Origin of the sequence: Vibrio sp. B7, from assembly GCF_963888765.1 — a bacterium.
In the GTDB taxonomy this organism is placed as follows: Bacteria; Pseudomonadota; Gammaproteobacteria; order Enterobacterales; family Vibrionaceae; genus Vibrio; species Vibrio anguillarum.
In genome coordinates, this window is sequence record NZ_CAWPKR010000039.1 from 1 (window position 1) to 16,106 (window position 16,106).

General features: G+C 39.3%; 15 protein-coding genes and 2 pseudogenes. 10 read left to right on the plus strand and 7 right to left on the minus strand.

Annotated elements, in window-relative coordinates; all coding sequences use genetic code 11:
* Window positions 1-155 precede the first annotated feature (155 nt).
* Complete coding sequence (locus AACV32_RS15960) at window positions 156-905, minus strand: chromosome partitioning protein ParA (RefSeq protein WP_170895492.1); 750 nt, start codon at window positions 903-905, stop codon at window positions 156-158.
* A 97-nt stretch (window positions 906-1,002) separates the two neighbouring features.
* On the opposite strand from AACV32_RS15960, the gene AACV32_RS15965 reads away from it, so the two are divergent.
* The 4 genes from AACV32_RS15965 (at window position 1,003) to AACV32_RS15980 (ending at window position 4,660) form a co-directional block, all read left to right on the plus strand.
* Window positions 1,003-1,899: a response regulator gene (locus AACV32_RS15965; protein WP_094147484.1), complete on the plus strand. Its 897-nt coding sequence runs from the start codon at window positions 1,003-1,005 to the stop codon at window positions 1,897-1,899.
* Window positions 1,900-2,088: 189 nt separating this feature from the next.
* Window positions 2,089-2,853 carry a substrate-binding periplasmic protein gene (locus AACV32_RS15970; protein ID WP_017049808.1) on the plus strand — a complete coding sequence of 255 codons (765 nt, stop codon included), beginning with the start codon at window positions 2,089-2,091 and terminating at the stop codon, window positions 2,851-2,853.
* Between the two features lie 206 nt (window positions 2,854-3,059).
* Window positions 3,060-3,656 carry a transposase gene (locus AACV32_RS15975; protein ID WP_170895491.1) on the plus strand — a complete coding sequence of 199 codons (597 nt, stop codon included), beginning with the start codon at window positions 3,060-3,062 and terminating at the stop codon, window positions 3,654-3,656.
* Between the two features lie 134 nt (window positions 3,657-3,790).
* Window positions 3,791-4,660, plus strand: coding sequence for a cation diffusion facilitator family transporter (locus AACV32_RS15980; RefSeq protein WP_017049539.1), 870 nt, complete (start codon window positions 3,791-3,793; stop codon window positions 4,658-4,660).
* A 157-nt stretch (window positions 4,661-4,817) separates the two neighbouring features.
* Here the strand turns inward: AACV32_RS15980 and AACV32_RS15985 are convergent.
* The 3 genes and pseudogenes from AACV32_RS15985 to AACV32_RS15995 form a co-directional block, all read right to left on the minus strand.
* Window positions 4,818-5,537 (minus strand): annotated as a pseudogene (locus AACV32_RS15985) (IS5 family transposase).
* Between the two features lie 600 nt (window positions 5,538-6,137).
* On the minus strand, window positions 6,138-7,640 hold the full coding sequence (locus AACV32_RS15990) for an anti-phage dCTP deaminase (RefSeq protein WP_228376493.1): 1,503 nt from the start codon (window positions 7,638-7,640) through the stop codon (window positions 6,138-6,140).
* 146 nt (window positions 7,641-7,786) lie between these two features.
* Window positions 7,787-8,101 carry a helix-turn-helix domain-containing protein gene (locus AACV32_RS15995; protein ID WP_013855667.1) on the minus strand — a complete coding sequence of 105 codons (315 nt, stop codon included), beginning with the start codon at window positions 8,099-8,101 and terminating at the stop codon, window positions 7,787-7,789.
* A gap of 101 nt (window positions 8,102-8,202) precedes the next feature.
* Between AACV32_RS15995 and AACV32_RS16000 the strand changes: the two genes are divergently transcribed.
* The 4 genes from AACV32_RS16000 (at window position 8,203) to AACV32_RS16015 (ending at window position 11,812) form a co-directional block, all read left to right on the plus strand.
* Window positions 8,203-8,745 carry a hypothetical protein gene (locus AACV32_RS16000; protein WP_013855668.1) on the plus strand — a complete coding sequence of 181 codons (543 nt, stop codon included), beginning with the start codon at window positions 8,203-8,205 and terminating at the stop codon, window positions 8,743-8,745.
* Entirely contained in the window at window positions 8,730-10,112 is a 1,383-nt protein-coding gene (locus AACV32_RS16005; RefSeq protein ID WP_013855669.1) for a DEAD/DEAH box helicase, read from the plus strand. The genes AACV32_RS16000 and AACV32_RS16005 overlap by 16 nt, the downstream gene beginning before the upstream one ends.
* A gap of 196 nt (window positions 10,113-10,308) precedes the next feature.
* Window positions 10,309-11,403, plus strand: coding sequence for a hypothetical protein (locus tag AACV32_RS16010; RefSeq protein WP_013855670.1), 1,095 nt, complete (start codon window positions 10,309-10,311; stop codon window positions 11,401-11,403).
* Window positions 11,387-11,812: a hypothetical protein gene (locus tag AACV32_RS16015; RefSeq protein WP_013855671.1), complete on the plus strand. Its 426-nt coding sequence runs from the start codon at window positions 11,387-11,389 to the stop codon at window positions 11,810-11,812. The genes AACV32_RS16010 and AACV32_RS16015 overlap by 17 nt, the downstream gene beginning before the upstream one ends.
* A 40-nt stretch (window positions 11,813-11,852) precedes the next feature.
* On the opposite strand, the gene AACV32_RS16020 is transcribed toward AACV32_RS16015, so the two are convergent.
* Entirely contained in the window at window positions 11,853-11,984 is a 132-nt protein-coding gene (locus AACV32_RS16020) for a hypothetical protein (protein ID WP_256359489.1), read from the minus strand.
* A 178-nt stretch (window positions 11,985-12,162) separates the two neighbouring features.
* Window positions 12,163-12,441 (minus strand): annotated as a pseudogene (locus AACV32_RS16025) (site-specific integrase); the annotation flags it as partial.
* Window positions 12,442-12,618: 177 nt separating this feature from the next.
* On the opposite strand from AACV32_RS16025, the gene AACV32_RS16030 reads away from it, so the two are divergent.
* Both AACV32_RS16030 and AACV32_RS16035 read left to right on the plus strand, forming a co-directional pair.
* A complete protein-coding gene (locus AACV32_RS16030; RefSeq protein WP_013855673.1) occupies window positions 12,619-13,695 on the plus strand; it encodes a nucleoid-associated protein in 1,077 nt (358 codons plus the stop codon).
* Window positions 13,696-13,697: 2 nt separating this feature from the next.
* The gene (locus AACV32_RS16035; protein WP_041947038.1) at window positions 13,698-14,912 is read left to right on the plus strand and encodes a hypothetical protein; all 1,215 of its coding nucleotides are present in this window, start codon (window positions 13,698-13,700) and stop codon (window positions 14,910-14,912) included.
* Window positions 14,913-15,432: 520 nt separating this feature from the next.
* Here AACV32_RS16035 and AACV32_RS16040 read toward each other — a convergent pair.
* A complete protein-coding gene (locus tag AACV32_RS16040; protein WP_013855676.1) occupies window positions 15,433-15,906 on the minus strand; it encodes a hypothetical protein in 474 nt (157 codons plus the stop codon).
* Window positions 15,907-16,106 lie beyond the last annotated feature (200 nt).

Genomic DNA, 16,106 nt, shown 5'->3' on the forward strand with positions numbered 1-16,106 from the left:
TTCCAAGAAATGGACGATGCCGATCAGAAACTGGCGACAAGCTCTAAACCGCTTTATGATTATGTTCGAAGACCGACTCACTCAATACATGTAACCCTGACAGTTACACAGAATTATTTACAGGGTCCAGTTTGCCGTCAGAAATGGCGGCAGCGCTACTCTTTCTTTCCTTCTTCGAGTAATTGTAGATAGCGTTGTTCGATAAAATCTTTCTCTTTACTGATGTGATACAACTGTTTTTTCATCGTTTCGACATCGACAGAAGTGCCACCTTGTTTGGCTTGCTCTTTGTATTTCTCAATGGTCTCTAGTAGTTCTTTTTTCTCGGCTTGATAATTTTTTGCCATTTCGTAGAAATCACCCGCTTTACTGATCTTGATGTATTCCGCTTCTAACTGTTCAAACTCTTTTTCGATGGTGGCTTTTTCTTCTTTCAAACTGTCAACGGTATCAGTTTGAGCAAAGAGTTTTTTACGAGTCACTCGTAGCCCTTTCACACTTTTATCGAGATCGCCTTTCAGTTTGCGGATCAACTTATGCGATTTACTCAATTTCTCATTGAGCTCATCAATTGAAGCCTGATCTTCTGCACTAATACCCTGAGAAGAGGAATTTTTGATGAGAGAAACCTGTTGCTCGAGCGCTTTTTGAATGATGATTAAATCATTCAGAGTCGAGCTATGCTCTGCGGTGTAGTTCAACGCATTTTCAACTGCTTGTTGGCATAAATGAAGCGTGTCTTCATCGCTATCACTTTTATTACGAGTAAAACCATGCGCAAATTTCCTAAATTCACGCAGGATCAGCAGTAGGATAAAAAACCAAGCCAACAAGATAATAAGCCCGAGATCGATCGCTAAGAGCGATAAAACCTTTTCGGTGAGGAACTCTTGTATTGGCATCACATAAACCCACTTTTGTTGTTGTATTTTCAGGTAAGTTTAGTTGTTGTAAAAAAATGTGCCTATACTTTGAACAAGTTAGGTCATAGAAAAATATGCTGTGAAGATTCTCATTGTTGATGACAGTAAAGCGACACTTGAAATAGTCAGACGAGCCTTAGAGGCGTTTGGCTACCGACGTTTGTCCATTCAAAAGGCAGACAATGGTAAGGCCGCACTCAAGCTGATTGGCAGTTGGCAACCGGATATTGTCTTAACAGATTGGCACATGCCCGGCATGACGGGGCTGGAGCTGACACAAGCGATAACCAAACGTAAGCTCGGGATAAAAGTGGCGATGCTCACCACGGTGGCCGATGAGCAACAAATCAAACAGGCGCTTGAAGCTGGAGCGTCGTTTGTGTTATCGAAACCGTTTGACGATGGTGAACTACACCAAAAGTTGCTTCCTTTAGTGCAAGGAGCGGAAGAGAGCTGCATTGAATTAGATGAAATGGTTGAGCTGCAAGATGAGTTGGCTTTACCAAAGCTTTCGCAGTTAGAGAAGCTGCTAAAAAGAGCGGTAGGTGCTGATATCGTGCTGAATAATATTCGTCGCCAATTGTTTGATGAGAGTAAAATTCCTTGTTTGATGGCAGTCTATGAAGATGGCGAAACGCAAAAGCCGCGCGCGGTGGCACTGCTTGATATCTACGCCGTTTGTGTCTTTGCTAAAGGCAACCCCAGCATTACCAAAGAGCAACTACGACAAGCGGTACACAGCAAAATGGTCAGTAAAGATATTCTCGATACTTGCCAGAAAGTATTAAGTGCTTCCGCATTAGCGTTTCTTGATAATCAAACCCGCAAAAGCTTGAAGTTAAAAAATATCAGTTTTATCCCTCAATCGTTTGAAAAGCTCGAAACCCTATTTGCCAAAGAAGCGGATAAACGGGTCGATTTTTCCTGCCAAATGGGGGCGTTAGCCCAAGGGAAAATTACTTTGGTGGGATTTTAATCATCTTTAAGAGCATATTCTGAGGTTATCTTTATGACAGGATGATTTTTGCTATTGAGTATATTCTTAGATGATATTGATGAGCCGTTATTCATGAGATATAAGCAAAATTGCCACTTAGTGACTATACTGAAGTTATTCCTAAAAGTATTTAACATTAGGATTAATTGATTAATTAAAGGAAGCGATATGATAAAGTTTATACGGATATTCATCATTGGTTGCTTAAGCCTATTTATGTCAGCCCCACTTTTAGCGAATGTTACGTGGGAGGGGCATTGCCGAGATAGAAAGCCCTATCTTTATTTTGAAAATGGTGAGTGTAAAGGCCCTGGTGGCGATGTGATTAATCAGGTTATTCTTAAGTTGGGGCATAAAGTCCATTGGACAAAAGTTCCTTGGGCAAGAACCATTGGTGTCGCTCCACAGGGTGGAGTTGATCTTATTCCTCTGCACTCTATGGATGAAGAGAGAGAACAGTTTCTTCACCCATTATTAATGGGGTATGGTGAAAGAGAGGTGTTTTATTTTACTCGGACGAACTCGGATATTGATGCAAATAGTTTTGATGAAATTGTCAGCCGAGGTTTTGTTATTGGTGCACTCAATGGCAGTTTTTATAGTGACCAATTTAACCAAAATACAGACAAATTAAAAATCAGTTTTGTCACTAGCGTAGAACAAATTATTAATATGCTAGAGGCTAGTCGCATCGATCTTGCTATCACCTCTGAACAGCATGGGCTTAATCTTTTTGAAAATGACCCTAAATTAAAGAAAATAAGTTATAAAAACATTTACCTAAATGGTCGTTTTTTTAGTGTGCCTAAACGATCGGCGAACTATCAGTATATCGATCAGCTAGAGAGTATTTTAGCTGAAATGCGTCGTTCCGGAGAGATTACTAGGATATACGAATCTTATAACTTAGAAGCCCCAATTCAGAAAGAGTAGATTGAGGAATATTACATTTTATTTTTATATTTCATTGCGATATATCTATTCGTAATTTAAACAGCAGCGAGGCGGTTTATGACTCGCTGCTATTTTACGATAAAGAATGTTTAGTTTCTCATGACTTTGTTGCAGAAATCGAATGAACTAAATCAGAATTTTACGATCAGATCAGAGACGTGCATTCACTTACTTACTTTGATTTCATGCCAAAACCTCGCTATAAAACCACTAACTGGCGCAAGTATAATAACTCCTTAGTCAATCGAGCTTCATTCACGTTTTGGATTGACGAAGAGGCGATAACTGAGTGGAAACAACCTAAACAAGATAGACGTGAAAGACCGCGATTGTTTAGTGATCTAGCTATTACAACTGCCCTCATGGTAAAACGCATCTTTTCCTTACATTTAAAGACGCTAGAAGGCTTTATCGACTCTGTTTTTAGATTGGCGAATGTCCCATTGGTTTGTCCCCATTATACCTGCATAAGTCGCCGAGCTAAGGATGTCGAGGTTTGCTCTAAAAGCTTTTCACTAGGCGCCTTCTGGGAAAAGGGGCATCCACGCAATCTAGCGGTTGGCTACCAGAAGCTTTATGGCTCGAACAAGAAGTGGAAAAAGCGGTATGGCTATCATAAGCGCTCGCTATCTGAGACAGCAATGTATCGCGTGAAACAGCTACTTGGAGCCTCACTCACTCTTCGTTATTACAATGCACAAGTTGGGAAGACTTACGCTATGATCAAAGTACTCAATAAGTTGACTGGGATAGGTATGCCCAAAACTCAATATATCGTTTAAAGGCGAACGATTTAGCTAGCGTTCGCTCTTTAGCAACAAAGCCGTAAATTTGACAAAAATTATAGACATAAGGAGCGAATAGTTCGTGATAAGATTCGTAAAAGTGAGAAAGTTCACTTTTGTGGAGTTATGTCATGAATCGTAAAACTGGTGCAGCACTTCTTTCTGTCTGTTCAAACTGTGGACTTATTGTGATGAAAGTTGTTGCCGGTATCTTCGGTGGTTCGGTGAGTATTATTTCTGAAGCGATACACTCAGCTATGGATTTGATTGCTGCGCTGATTGCCTTGTTTGCTGTAAGACGATCGGATTTACCTCCGGATGCTAATCACCCTTACGGACATAGCAAAATTGAGAATATTTCAGGAGTTTTAGAAGCCTTGCTAATTCTGGGAGCGGCGGGATGGATAGTTTTCGAGGCGGTAGAAAGGTTGCTTGATCCGCAACCTGTCAGTGCAATAGGATTAGGGGTTGTAGTAATGCTGATTTCCGCGTTGATCAACGTTTTGGTATCACAACACTTGTACCGGGTAGCACGAGAAGAAGAGTCTGTCGCTTTGGAGGCAGATGCGTTGCATCTGAAAGTCGACGTTGTTACTTCTGTGGGTGTGGCGGCGGGGCTGGGGCTTATGCTGATCGCTAGTTACTTTGGTTATAACTGGTACTTTATTGATTCAATTGTTGCTATTGGTGTTGCACTATTCATCACCCGTGAAGGCTTTGACATGTTGCGTAATGCGTTTCGGCCTTTGCTTGATCACAGTATTTCTGAACAAGAGCTGACTTTGACTATTGAAACCATACGCAGCGTGTGCGGACCTGGCATAGATTTCTATCGACTGCGTACCCGCTATGCTGGGCGCAGCCGCCACATTGATTTCCATCTTACCGTCCCGAAACAGATGTGCGTTGAGCGTGCACACCAGAAGTGCGATGAAATCGAAGCAGCCATCATGGCAGTGCTGCCGAATGCCGAGGTGCTGATTCATGTTGAACCGACGTAAAGCCATCGAATAACTTAAGCGAACTGTAAATGTCCCATAGTCTTCGTACCGAAATATCGATGTCAGGTGTTCTATGGGGAAAAAAGCAGATAGTAGGTAAAATAGGCTTTGTTGCTGAATTCAGCTAAAGAGCGAACGCTAGCTAAATCGTTCGCCTTTAAACGATATATTGAGTTTTGGGCATACCTATCCCAGTCAACTTGTTGAGTACTTTGATCATAGTGTAAGCCTTCCCAACTTGTGCATTGTAATAACGAAGAGTGAGTGAGGCTCCAAGTAGCTGTTTCACGCGATACATTGCTGTCTCAGATAGCGAGCGCTTATGATAGCCATACCGCTTTTTTCACTTCTTGTTCGAGCCATAAAGCTTCTGGTAGCCAACCGCTAGATTGCGAGGATGCCCCTTTTCCCAGAAGGCGCCTCCCTCACGTGGAGGGATTAGAGGGATCGCTTTCTTAACTCTAATCACCCTGTGGCACTCCCTTGTATCGTATGCGCCATCTCCCGAGATCTCCTTGATGGCTCGGCGTGTTTGTTTGAGTCGATTGGGGAGTACTTCAGCATCGGTTACGCCTGATAGTGTCAGCTCAGCTGCGATAATTTCATGAGTATCGGTATCAACAGCAAGATGGAGTTTACGCCAGACTCGATAAAGCGCTTCTAGCGCCTTTAAATGTAAGGAAAAGATGCGCTTTACCATGAGGGCAATTGTGATAGCTAGATCACTAAACAATCGCGGTCTTCCACGTCTATCCTGTTTAGGTTGTTTCCACTCAGTTATCGACTCTTCGTCAATCCAAAACGTTAGTGAACCTCGATTGACTAAAGAGTTATTGTACTTGCGCCAGTTAGTGGTTTTATAGCGAGGTTTTGGCATGAAATCAAAGTAAGTGAATGCACGTCCCTGATCTGATCGTAAGATTCTGATTTAGTTCATTCGATTTCTGCAACAAAGCCGTTGGAAACCCCTTTAGTGAAATGGGAGGAATATCTGGTGATGCTTGCGGGTATATTCTGGGAACATTAACTGGTGATGAGTCAACTACGTAAACCATAAAAATACCCTCAAAAAATAAGCCTTTAATGAGGGTAGTTCACTTTTCCAGACTATGAAAATCTACAGTTTAGTTTTCCATAAAAAGATCTACATAGTATGCATATACTCTTTATTTATAATTCTGGAAAAAATCTGGAAACCTTTGTAGCATAATTATTGACTGCTCTTTTCCAGAAAAGTCAAAAAATCGAATAAAATTTGAGAAAAACAAAGTCTGGAAAATGAACTTTCCAGACTTTGTTTTTCAAATGTGTAAATTAAGAAAGCTAGTAGGAAGGGGCGGATTCTTTGATTTCTTTCTCTCGTTGACGTATGGTCGGGGAGTCTGACATTTTTACATTAGTACCAGATTGTTCTTGTTTCCAAAGAGGCCAAGATTCTACTCGATTCTTAGACTTGTTTAAATGTACAACTAATGTGTTATTTTGAGTCATTATATTTACTCCGATAATCGCTTATTGCTGAGGCGGCAGCTGTTTCTCTTTCTATGTAAGAGGTTGATAGCATTTGCATTCGCAAAATAGCACTGTTCTCATTCCAACTTACAGTGTTTCCACTAGGGTCTTTACGCTTAATAGGATAGCCTGCACCCAAGTTAGTAGAAAAAAGGTCATAAAATGATCTAGGTCCTACGCCGACAAAAGGCTCAAACTTTACACCTTCTTCACCATCTAATTCTAGTGTTATAGAGTCAGAATGAAAGTCTAGAGCTTTACTTTTTGGATATGGCTCAACATAAACAACTCTTTTGATACCAGAAGCAACGATGTGTTTGGCACAGTTGTGACATGGGAAGGTTGTACAATAAAGCTCAGCATCTTTAGTACTGATGTCACTTCTTGCACATGCCAGAATGGCTTCCATTTCAGCGTGAACAACGCGACCATACTCAGTAATATCCTTTATCTTAGATGAGTGAAGAAGTTCTCTTAAAGTATCTTTAGCCTTTTCATCAGGTAAGGAATCTATAATATTGTTAATTATTAATTTCTTTTCTCGAGCATTGGAATCAAATCCTCTCTTCCAATCTCTTCCATTATCTTTATCTATAATTTTTACACCGCTAGAATCATATTCTGGCCAGTATAACCCTCCGCCAAATTGAGGGATGTCATTCGCGCCAGTTGCAATTATATTCTTATTTTTCGTCATTACTGCACCAACTTGACGAGATAAGTCGGCCGAGCGAAGTGATGAGGAGAATGCCATAAACATAGCAAATTCATCGAACGTCGGTGTGACGTAGGGTTTACCAAACATTAAATCCAGAGTCCTCCATATGTCATGTTGAGCTTTATCTCGGTTTGCTCCAAAATCAATAAAAAAATCGGATAAATGATAAGTATCCCTAGTATGCTGTCCATGCTTGTCTGACTCATCTGCATCACGCTGAATCAGCAATGTTGCTTCACTATTTGACATGCTTTTGTTGTTTTCTAAGAATTCTTTCCGTCGTTTTTCATTAGAATGTATACCAATCAAAAAGAAGCCTTTTGAATAGATTGTACGAAGTTTCTGTACTTCCTCTGGGTGTTTTAAAGAACTGACAATAAAAGCATGTCGTTTGAGTGGTTCAAGATCATCACTTTTTGATTTTTGTTCTCTTAATAGATTAATTTTTGCGGCAGTTGCTAAAGCTAGAATGGAGTTATCGCCACTTTTTTTTCTAATTGTATTGCCAGCGCTCATGAGTGCATTTGCTTTATCAAAATGACTTTGGCTGTTAGGTATATCTTCAAAAAGACTTATGATGTCTTGAGATATCCTAACTTCTTCAGAGGTGTAATTAAACATTTCTAAACGTTCTTTAATTATTTGTTTTATTGCACTTAGCTCTGTTCCTACTGCACCAACTAAACCTATTATTACTTCTGAGTCGGAATAACTACCGCTTAGATGATCGCGTAATGTGTTTTCTTCCATTTTTTTAGATACCATTATTCAATACTATCAATATTAACCATTTAGAATATGCTACTAGGTTATTTTCATTTTTGCATGTTAGAAAGCTAATATTTGAGAGTTCTATTAAAAATACTTTTTAGTTTTTCAGGAATTATGTGTTTGACTTATGAAGGACTTAATTTTTGGATAGATTCCAAGAGAGCTTTTCTTTCTTTTTTTGAAAGTTGGTTTATTAGTATCGCTAATTCAGCAGAAACATCATCTTCACAAAAGAAGTAATTCAAAGGCACCCCAAGCTCATCAGCAATCAGCTTAAGCGTGTGGACGTCAGGTGTGTGTTTTCCCTTTTCGTATTGATTCATCCTAGGACTAGCTGAACTTTCATCCATACCTATGCGAACTCCCAACATTTTTTGTGAGAGCTTGGCTTTTTTACGCGCTTCTTTGAGGCGTATTGGGATTGGGTTGTCGAACGACACTTAGGATTCATATCTCTAGGCTCAATGTAACTAAGATTTTCTTAGTTTTACTGATTTATGTATACTAAGCAATCCTTAGTTTTGTGGTTTTAGAATAGTCAATGAATCGTTCTCAAAAAATGAATGCGTTTATGCATCAACTGTTGATTGAAAAACAGATGGATAATTTTTCGGTTGTGGAAATTCGAGATGCATTGCTGTTGCTTGAAGGTGTTGATCCCGATCCTGAAGAAGCCCGGAAGTTCATTTATCGTCAAATTTTAGTACTTGAGAAAAAAGGTTGGCTGAGTTGTGAAGGGATCGGAAGGCAAAAAAAGTATTTCCAAACGGAACTCTTTCGAGGACTCGATATAATCTGCCGAGAGAGCTCATCGCCTAAAGTTCGGATTTCCCAACCGTCAACTTCAGCCATGGATGGATATTCGGTCTTGATGACAGAGCGTGGTGAACATCAGGGTGAGTTGGAAATTATTCTCGGTGAAATAGAAGAATATCAGTCGTTGAGTCAACGTTTTCCTGAATTGAGTACTCAAATCACACCACTGCTTAAGATAGCGAGAGAACGTTCCGCATTATTACTGGGTAAAATCAATGTATTAACCAATGTACTAACGTCGTTATCAGAAGGATGCGCTCGATGTTAAGAGATTGGCAAAGAGACTGTGCGATGAGAGCGTTAACAAAGTATCAAGGCGAACAGTCTCATTTTTTCTGTCAAGCAACCCCGGGGGCCGGTAAAACTATCCTAGCCGCCGAAATTGCTAAACGCTTATTGGCGGGCAACTTAATTGACTTGGTGTTGTGCTTCTCCCCAACGCTCAGTGTGGCTGACAGTATAAAAGGAACCTTTTCCAAGACATTACATTGTACGTTCAATGGAGGCTTAGGCTCCATTGGGCAATCACTGACCTATCAATCCATTCAATTTTTAAATGATGAATTTTGGCGGATCCTGACTAAATACCGAGTGTTTGTCGTTTTTGATGAAATCCATCATTGTTCAGGATCTGAAATGGAAGGTGCGAATGCATGGGGGCAGCAAATACTCTCCAAAGTTCAAGGGCTCGCCACTTATACGTTAGCGCTATCTGGAACGCCATGGCGCTCGGATTCCTTAGCGATTGTGATGGCGGAATACAGTGACCCTGATGGCCAACTGCTTGTCGATTATCAATACAGCTTGAAACAGGCGATTGAAGACAGAGTGTGCCGTTCACCAAAGATTGTTTTGGTGGATAACGAACATCTCACCATTACCGGTAGCAAAGAGGTTCAATCGTTTTCTTCTATATTAGAGTTACTGAAACAGACAAAAACGTCATACCAGAGCATCATCCATAATGATGAAGCGATGGAATATCTCCTTGGTTTGGGCTGTAACAAGCTGGCGAGTATTCGTCTGGAATCGCCCAATGCCGGAGGGTTAGTTGTGGCGGCGTCGGTACAACATGCAAAGAAAATCCAAAAAATATTAGTGACTCAGTTTCATCAATCGGCTGCGATTGTTACCTATCGTCATGATGAGCCGCTGTCTGAAATCAATGCTTACCGTCATGGTAATACCGAGTGGATTGTCAGTGTAGGTATGATTAGTGAGGGGACAGATATCCCAAGATTACAAGTTTGTTGCCATATCAGCTCAGTGAAAACCGAATTGTACTTTAGGCAAGTACTTGGCCGTATTTTGAGAGTGAACGATGAGCCGAACCAAGAAGCTTGGCTGTTCACTTTTGCAGAGCAAAGCCTTATCGAATATTCCGAACGCATTGAGCAAGATATTCCTGAAACCTGCCTGTTTGCTAAAATGGGCCAAAATGAAGCTTTCCATATCGACGGTTCGAATATCCGCCCACTGCAATCGGCCACTTCTGAACAGAGTGACATACTCGTCCCCACTCTGGATTGGAACTCTTCAATTAAAAATGGAACGTCAGTTGATGGCTCAAATGAGCCCTTTGATGAATTACATTTAGGGCGCTTTAAGCAGCGAGTTATAGCTGCATTTGTGTAGTTTTTGACCAATAATGGGGGTGGAGTTTCTACTTTGTTTGGTCTGCAATTAATGATGTATAAAAGTATTATATATCAGTCGGTTACTGAACTAAAACTTACATTTTAATTGTGCAACAAGATGCTGGGCAAGTTTTTGCCTGTGATTTTTTTGGGGTATCATAGGCAATCCTAAATAATGACGGTACATCATCCCTATGTTTGACAAACAGCGTTCTTATTGTTGTCCATTTTGGAAAGACCCTGAAACCTGCAATTGCGCATCCTGCTATAACCAAAGAGAATGGGATAGAAGCAGTGCCGCACTTAATGTCGCTGAAGCTAACAATTTCAGTTCATCGGGAGCTGCAATTCCAAGTATGAAACCAATGCTTGAACCTGAACTGCCTAAAATGACGATGAAAGAAAGGCTAGAAGCACAAAGTAGGCAAAACCTTGCACAGCGTGAAAAGAATTGGAAATATGTACAAGCCAATAAAGAGCGTTACGCCGCGCAACGAGCGGACCAATTAGCTCGACAAGCTCAAGCTGCTTATGATCTTACAGAGAAAGAATGGAATAAAGATCTAAAGGAAGATTTAAAAGCCTATTTAGAGAAACGACATACACAGGTTTGCATTTTCACTGTCGATGATGCAGCTAAATGCGCGATAAACATTTGGCAGCAAAAAAATATAGATGGTGAAACTATTGGCACTGAAACATTGAAATTGTTAGAAGAGATTCATTCTAAATTTGATATCGGTGTTGGCCTTGTTGCTGCTACAAAAGTAACAAAAGCTCTTGGTGGTTTAGGGGTGACCGTCAAACAATACTTAGATGCTAAAGGCAAGGAAAAAATCATCATATCCAGCCTTTGGAATGATAAAAAAATGCACTATGCAGTTGTTAATGGTTTAAATATAAAGAAAAACCATCCATATCCAATATCTAATCCAACGGTAAAGCAATTAGGTGTTTTGGCAAAAGATACTGTGAATGGCTTTAAAAAAGGAGCGGTGTTAAGCATGATTATCTCCGCCGGAATAAACACAAACGAATTAGTATTTAATGATGATTATCATTTAGTTGATTGGTTTGGGCATGTTGGCAGTGATTTTTTCAAAGCTATGACCGTTCTTTCTACTAGTGCTTATGTGGTTAGCTTAACTGTAGGTTTGGGTATTGCTCTACCGATATTAGCAGGTGTTGTCCTGTGGGTTGGTGTTGATTGGGCAATAAATGAAATTTGGGAATCATTTAAAATTGAAGATGCTATCGTTGAAGGATTGAAAAATGCCACAAATAGCTAATAAGCTTATATATTCATACGGTGCATTAGTGAGTTTAATTGGTTTGCCCTTTGCACTTTACTTGAGTTTAGAAGACATTTTTAATGTTTATAAACTTAGTAGTAAAACCATAGAGTTAAGCTATTTTTTTGCTATTTCCCCCATCCTATTTTGGATTCTAAGTATTGTTATCGTAGGCACGTATTCATTATTTTTTAAGACAAGAATGAAGCTTTCACGGTCCATGAGAAAGGCGATAGGCATATACATGCCTATCATTGCTGTTTCACTTTCTTTAGCTATGGGTATTTTCCTAAAGCCGCTAATGACCGAACACTTAGTAACTAATGGGTATACATTGGAAAAAACTATTTCGGCTTCAGCACCATGGCGTTCTGACATTGATGTTTATACACGAGACGGTCAGTAATGATTGTGGTGGTTTAGCAAAACTGGCCACTACTTGGCAATTAATTGGTGTGTTTGGTATAGACTAAGTTATCTGAAAGTTTGACTGGATCCCGCTCATCGTAACTTGGAATTGTCCACAGTTGTGTCAGGCCAATCGGCTCTGGCGCAAACTCTAGTATCCAATTTTTCAAGAGGGTCTTGTACAATAGCTAAACAAGTTGTTTCGTAAATCACCTCTGCCCCTTTATATGTTTCGATTATTGTTTTCTACTATAAAAAACTAATATGAGAAGCACCGTACTGCAACCTACAATAGGTGTTCTCCAACCAGTAACTACTCAGCTTATTAGTTTTTCACATTCATTTCTCCGCCATCTTTAGAAATTTACTATGAATGACGCGACAATTGACAAGGGTTGGGACATAGTAAATGAAAAAAATTTCAATGAGTTGAGATAGCCTGTGGAGATCCGGTTTATTACCTGTCCATAGTTTATCATCGACTTAGTTCATCGTGAAGCGTTCAAAAGTAGCAGCTTCTCCTTTAGTCGCAATCTTCTTACCAACGCGCTTATCTGTGCGACCGTTTGGGTAACACTCACATAGCCAAGGCTTCTTTGAGCCAGCTTTTAGGTTACCGAAAAACATAATAGCCTTGCCAACAGTGCTGTGTATATAAACAGCAAGATGTTTTAATATGTATTACAATGTTCGATAGCGTGACACATACACAAATAATTCACCGTTAGTGTGAGTTTAGTTTTAGTGGTTGAAAAATATTTTAAATATAATGCACACATTTGCTTATAAGAAATTGGGAACGTAATGGCTAGTGCACTTCATAACCTTGTTATCTCTTCTATTCGAAGAGGTGAACGCAATCAAGCATTATCAACAACGCGAGAGAACGAAAACCGCATAGAAGGTTTAACTCAAACAACGAAAGATAAGCTGACATCTTTATTTAACACCACAGGAATGCGTGTTGGTCGCTTTGATACTGAACCCGAACGTCCTTTTTTCGCAAGAACATTAGACGATCACCTTGATAAAGAAACCTTTGATATTGCTAATTTCCGAAACTTTGGCGCTAGTCTAGGTACTGCTCTAGCAAGTGAACTGAGTAGAGGTCAGGCACAAAACGCTAAAGACGGATTCCTATTGACTTACTATTACTCGGTTGAACTTAATGGCGATGATGAGGAAGAACCTGATGCCCAACGTTATCTTGGGCTAGTTTTTTTGCACCGAATTAACGGTGTTGACATTGATGAAGAGCTTGATTTGAAAGAGATTGATCAAATTAATTTGGATTCTCTCAACTTAGGTGCTCGAATCAATATCAGCAGCTTTATTAATGCAGAACGAGATGGGACTGAAAGACCGATTTCGTTTAAAATTGGTCGAGGCAGTGACGTTCGAAAATTCTTCCAAGAATTTATTGGTTGTACAGAGCCAAGTGACTCAAAAACTGATAGTGCTAACTTGATCGTTGCATTAGAAGATGTATGTGAACGTTTAGGTTTCACCTCTGAAGAGACAAAAGCGGCTACTGATAAGCTTCAGTCTTATTGTAATGCAGCAATTCTTCATAGTGGAGCACAAGCTGAAATTGCTAACCTTGCCGGATTTGTTTTTGAAGATGAGGAACAAAAGAAGTTATTTGTCCAGGTAGCTCAGGATGTTTATCAGTTAAGTGAATGTATTGGTTTGGATAAAGCTGAAATCAATAAATTCGACGATATAATCGTCAAAACAGATGATTACCGAGTGACATTTAAAGATTCAGCGATAATCAATCAGTCTGTAGTTTGGGATCCAGAAGAAGAAAGTATTAAATTGAGCAATTTGCCTAAAGACATTGTCCATAAAATGAAACGAAGATTTCCCGGAGAACAATAGTAATGAGCCCCAAAGAGCTTCACCAGTTAATTCAACAGTTGCAACCAAAATGGAGTGCGGATGGGTCCAAACTTCAAGCTACTGCTGTATTGGATGAAGCTCTATTGAGAGCCCTTACTCAAGGTGTCGAAGATAATTTTATTCATGAGATGGTTACGATCAATGGGAATCTTAGGGTTCGTAAACTTGAAACTGTTAATGAAGCTCAATACGGGAAGGATATTTCTTTTGAATTCAATTTCCGTGGTGAAGTCGCTCCTGTTTTTTCTTCAATTGAAAAATTAGTGCAAGCTAACCCAGTAACACCACCCAAAAGCTTTATTATTTACCAGTCAGCTGACAGCAACAGCTTTTATGATTCAATGGATGATGAATGTAATCCTTCTGGTGAAATCAAGCATTACCTTGAGATCTCTGAGATTTGGAAAACATTAAAAGGGTGCTGTGACCACTCAGGAAGTATTGCTGAAATTACGTTTCTATATCGTAAGAAGTTAACGCTGAGAAGTATTTATAATCCAAAAGTACTTAAGCAGGAGTTTGATGGACTAGACAGGTTTACCAGAATTTTGAAGGATTTGGATAGTGATTCTCATAAAGATGGTAAAACTCATATTTTGCAGAATAGTCTAGTCGGTCTTTTAGGGCATATTCCTGAGAAAGAAAGATTCGAATATCTTTTACTGAACTTCACTAAATTTACTAGTCGATTTGATGATGCTTACCATGCTTATGTAGTCGGTTTTTCGTTTGATGATCTTCGTAAAGAACATGAAGAACGCTACCGAGAATATATGGTGAAGATTAATGATATTGTATCTTCGTCATTAATTAAGGCTTTAATGATTCCAGGTGCACTATACCTTACAGCGACTCGCACTCTGGCGATTCAGTCGAGTAAATCTTTAGCAAACGCGACTGAAGCAGGAATTGTAAATGTGGGAATTGGCATAGCAGCTATCGCGATATGTATGATTTATTGGTGGATACTCTGCAATGAAAGTAGCTCACTATCTTCTATCAAAGTTGAGTACAAAAGTTTGATGGGTCGTTTGCGAGATAAAAGTGCTGACGCACACAGAGCGATAGAAGATTATATAGAGGTTCTCGATAAGAAGATTACAAACGCGGAAAGTGCAATAGGTATGCTCAAGGTGATTAACGTCATCTCTGTTTTAGCATCTGTAATATGGGTTCTTTGGCGTTTCTTTGCTTGAAAAGAGAATGCGAGCAAAGTTAATCTTCCTTGCGTGTGTTTCATAGACATCCTTTCGACATCTATTCTCCTTTTCCGGTTAGATTAAAATAAATTCACTTGCAGAGTATTTTCAATTACATTGATATATGATGCTGCTAAAAATTTTCTAGATGTCAATCAACGTTATTACCATCTGCTTTGTAACTCACGGCATCATCGTGTAGAAGCATCATTTTGAATAATCACTCTGTTATTTTATAAAACAACTGTCGGCAGACAATATAGCGTGATTGATTCCAATAAAGTTTGTCACATAACCTCTGCCAGTTCACTTGGCAGGGGTTATGTGAACAGATTAACGCAAGAACGAATGTACTCCAATTATCTTGATTACTCCGAATGTTTACTTGTTGCTTATACGCACAACGAGCTTTATGTTTAATTTATCTCATAATCATCAAGCTTTTCTTTTTTATGCCTTTTTTCTTTAAGAGTAAAATGATGATTGATAATAAAGGCGTAGCAGCTTATTCTTTAATTTATGATTCGCCATACACTACACAACTTTCTTCATCAAACCCTAACCTAGCGAGGTTATCTTTCTGCTGTTTGTACCTGGAATAAGACATCAACCAATCCAATAAAATCAAGGGAATACCAAATACTGTAAGAATCAACATGAGGATTAATAGCCCTCTACAGAAAAAATAATAATGTGGGCTAGCGCGCTTTTCACCCTTAGAATTAAGGGCTAACAAATAATTGACCGCATGCTTATCGATACCGTAATTGAAATAAAAATCCCCTGTAGTTTCTAGTTCAACATGCATGATATCAGGTACATAAACATTAGTTGCTTTGTAAGTGATGTTATCTTTATCAGTAAACTCTATATAAGAATAATGAGTCGAGTGATCATATACTATGTGATTACCCAATCCCTTCACCGTTACTTCTTTTAGAGCCATAATCCCCGTCTGAGGATCTTTAAAATATTCTATTTTCTTAGCCATAAATCATCCTCAATCAATGCTAATTAGATAATCTATCAAAATAAATAGCGCGTCACCACTGTGATAGAACAAAATTAAAAAAATTTGACCTGCATTTTATGTGAATTTATGGTGTGGCATGCTAATTAATGACTGTTGAGAAAGGTTCATTGAGGGAGGTTTCATGGTGGCTTAGAAGTTGTTGTCTAACACTGAGCTAG